We start from the raw sequence: 3,808 nt of genomic DNA on the forward strand, positions 1-3,808 counted from the left end.
TTTTTGATGGTAGGCAATGCCCGTACCCGCATCTTCAGTTGCTTATCCAGCCCCTGAAGCGAAGTCTTATTGTATTGAAATTTTATTGCCACCTTTCAAAATATTAAATTCAGATTTTTATTCTATTATGATTCTGTGATTTGATGATTTAGCGATTCAGTGATTATTGATTCATTCCAGCATTTTTAGTCCGAATAGAAACGACCACCATCGAAATGATCTCATTAACCTCTGCTTTCAAGGCAACTAATTCCATAGCAGGTAATAATTCAGATTCTTCAATTATTTCAAGCCAATATGCCGTTTCATCCGCTTCCTCCTCTACTATCCTCATTTTATTAATAAAATCCTTATCGGATTTAGCTCGACAAACCGCTCGATAGTTAGCACCAACCGATAAAGCAGAACGTAAAATTTGATCTTTTACAATCCATGCCAAACGTGTTTCCGGAAATTTCTCAACCATCCGAATCACCTCTAAGCCCAATCGTTTGGTTCTATGTTTAAACTCTATCTGATTCATAATTGTTAAATCTCTCAATCACCTAATCTCTTAATCACTCAATCACTTAATCTCCTAATCCTTATAATTTCCGAATTCATTCACGATTTCAGCCTTGATTCCCAACTCGGAGCGGTTGAAATACTTCCGGAACAATGTCCAGGCAGTATCCAACATCTGGTCGGTGGAAATATTGACGTCAATTGCCAACAAATCGTTCGAATATTCTTTCGCGAAATCGAGGGTCCGACGATCGTAATCGGTCAAATCGAATCCGTTCTCCATCTTAGTCCGGGCATTAGCAGCATCGGCATAAAGACGAATAGCGGCGTTCATTACTTGCGGATGATCCTTACGGGTTTTCTTTCCGATTACCAACTGTTTCAGTCGAGACAAACTCCGGAATGGATCGACGATAACCTTACCGATCTCCGTATCTTTACGCAAGAACAATTGTCCCTCCGTAATATATCCGGTATTATCCGGGATGGCATGCGTAATATCACCTCCGGAAAGAGTGGTTACCGCAATAATCGTAATAGAACCTCCTGCCGGGAATTGTACGGCCTTCTCGTAAATCTTCGCCAAATCGGAATAAAGCGAACCGGGCATCGAGTCTTTGGAAGGAATCTGATCCATACGGTTAGACACGATACTCAAGGCATCCGCGTATAGGGTCATATCCGTCAACAATACCAATACTTTCTCATTCCTATCCACGGCAAAATATTCGGCCGCAGTCAACGCCATATCCGGCACCAACAATCGCTCCACGGGAGGAGCCTCCGTCGTATTCACAAAGCTGACGATACGATCCAAGACACCGGCATTGTCAAACAGATTTTTAAAATACAGGTAATCATCGTTAGTCAACCCCATTCCCCCTAAAATAATCCGGTCAGCCTGCGCCCGTAAAGCCACATTAGCCATTACCTGATTATAAGGTTGATCCGGGTCTGCAAAGAACGGAATTTTCTGCCCCGACACCAAGGTGTTGTTTAAGTCAATACCCGCGATACCTGTGGCAATCAATTCGGAAGGTTGTTTCCGGCGCACCGGATTCACGGAAGGACCGCCAATTTCACGCTCGTCTCCGTCGATGGCCGGTCCCCCGTCGATCGGATCTCCAAAAGCATTGAAAAAACGACCGCATAGGTCTTCTCCTACTCTTAAAGTGGGAGCCTTTCCGAGAAATGTCACTTCTGCATTTGTCGGAATCCCTTCTGTTCCGGAGAACACCTGAAGGGTTATATCATCCCCCCAGATTTTCACGACCTGGGCCAAACGACCGTTCACAATAGCCAGTTCGTCATTTCCGACGCCCTGAGCTTTTAATGAACACGTAGCTTTCGTGATCTGGGTGATTTTCGTGTAAACTTTTTGAAAAGCAACTGACATAATCAAATTTTAAATTTTATAACCTAACGATTCTGTGATTCATTTTTGATTTACAATTTATGATTTATGATTAAGCTCAAATGCTTCAATAAAACGAATACCATTCAAATACTCACCCAATCGTAAATCTAAAATCTGCAATCTAAAATTTTTTAATCATTTCTTTTTTCTCTCATTAATAATTTCGTTGACTTCAGCCTCGTATTTCTTAAAGTGTTCAGACTGGAACTCGGAATAGTTCATCTGTTTGAAACCGTTGATAATACGTTTGAAATAAGGATTGACCTGCTCGAACGAATCAAAATCGAAATCGGCACGCACAACAGACAAAACAGCAGCAAGCATATATTTCTGACGTTCCATAGAGGTCGAGCCATCGATATTATCAAACGCATCCTGTTGCAAAATAACAAAGTCTATCAATTCCGATTTCCAATAAATCAAATGATACTCCAAGGGCACACCGTCATCTCCCAAAATATCGATTTGTTCGGCAGTTTCCCTTCCCCGAACCAACATATTCCGCGCTTCGTTCACATCGGCAATCCAATGGTCCGAAATATTCTTTTTGGCGAACTCCACGAATTCCGGATACTCTAAGTATTTGGAATAGGATTCCAGCGTATCGATGGCCGGATAACGCTTAGCATCTGCACGAGCCTGTGAAAGAGCGTAAAAACAACGAGCCACTTTTTTAGTAGACTCCGTTACCGGCTCCTTTAAGTTACCTCCCGCGGGAGATACCGTACCGATAAAAGTAACAGAACCGGTTTTTCCATTATTCAGGTAAACCATACCGGCACGGGCATAGAAGTTTGAAATGATAGCGGATAAGTCCATCGGGAAAGCGTCCTGTCCCGGGAGCTCCTCCATACGATTGGACATCTCACGCAAAGCCTGAGCCCAACGAGAAGTAGAGTCCGCCAACAAAAGAACTTTCATTCCCATGGAACGATAATATTCTCCAATAGTCATAGCCGTGTAAACCGATGCTTCGCGGGCAGCCACGGGCATATTCGAGGTATTAGCAATAATGGTTGTTCTTTCGTACAACTTACGTCCTGAACGAGGGTCTTCCAACTCGGGAAATTCCGTAAAAATTTCTACAACCTCATTAGCCCGTTCTCCACAAGCAGCCATGATAATGATATCGGCATCGGCAAAACGGGAAAGAGCATGCTGCAACACCGTTTTACCCGTACCGAACGGACCAGGAATAAAACCGGTTCCCCCTTCCAGAATCGGATTCATCGTGTCGATTACCCGAACACCCGTTTCCATCTGACGGAAAGGACGCGGCTTGTCTACATAATTCCTCACGGCGACCTTTACCGGCCACTTTTGAGTCATCGTCAACGGAAACTCTTTACCGTTTTCGTCTTTTACTATGGCAATCGTATCTTCAATCGTATACTCTCCGGTTTCAGCAACAGAAACGATAGTGTATTCACCTTGCATCTTAAAGGGAACCATGATCTTATGGTCCAACCAATTCTCTTTCACGTTTCCCAACCAGTCTCCGGCTTTTACCTTATCTCCCGGTTTAGCCAGAGGAGTAAAGCTCCATTTTTTATCAGCTTCCAGCGGATTCGTATATTCCCCCCGTTTCAGAAAAACTCCTGTCATCTTATCCAGGTCATTCTGCAAACCGTCGAAGTTCTTCGATAGCAATCCCGGCCCCAGGGTTACTTCCAACATATGGTTTTCAAATTCTACTAAAGTACCGGGTTTCAAACCACGCGTACTTTCAAATACCTGCACATAAGCAAGATCTCCAACTACCTTGATAACCTCCGCCATCAGCCTCTCGTTACCCATCAGAATGAAGCAAATCTCATTCTGGGAAACCGGACCTTCGGTACGCACAAGTACAAGGTTGGAAATAATACTATGAACTTTTCCTTGTGT

General features: G+C 43.5%; 3 protein-coding genes and 1 pseudogene. All 4 read right to left on the reverse strand.

What is annotated here, in order from left to right; genetic code table 11:
* Positions 1 to 92: pseudogene (locus QZR76_RS14050) on the reverse strand (V-type ATP synthase subunit D); the annotation flags it as partial.
* 71 nt (positions 93 to 163) lie between these two features.
* A complete protein-coding gene (locus tag QZR76_RS14055; protein ID WP_294143438.1) occupies positions 164 to 523 on the reverse strand; it encodes a four helix bundle protein in 360 nt (119 codons plus the stop codon).
* Positions 524 to 577: 54 nt separating this feature from the next.
* Entirely contained in the window at positions 578 to 1,903 is a 1,326-nt protein-coding gene (locus QZR76_RS14060) for a V-type ATP synthase subunit B (protein WP_294143442.1), read from the reverse strand.
* Between the two features lie 153 nt (positions 1,904 to 2,056).
* Positions 2,057 to 3,808, reverse strand: a 1,752-nt coding sequence (locus QZR76_RS14065; protein ID WP_294143440.1) for a V-type ATP synthase subunit A, incomplete at its 5' end; no start/stop codon positions are given.

It is taken from the genome of uncultured Sanguibacteroides sp. (assembly GCF_900543425.1).
GTDB lineage: Bacteria > Bacteroidota > Bacteroidia > Bacteroidales > Marinifilaceae > Gabonibacter.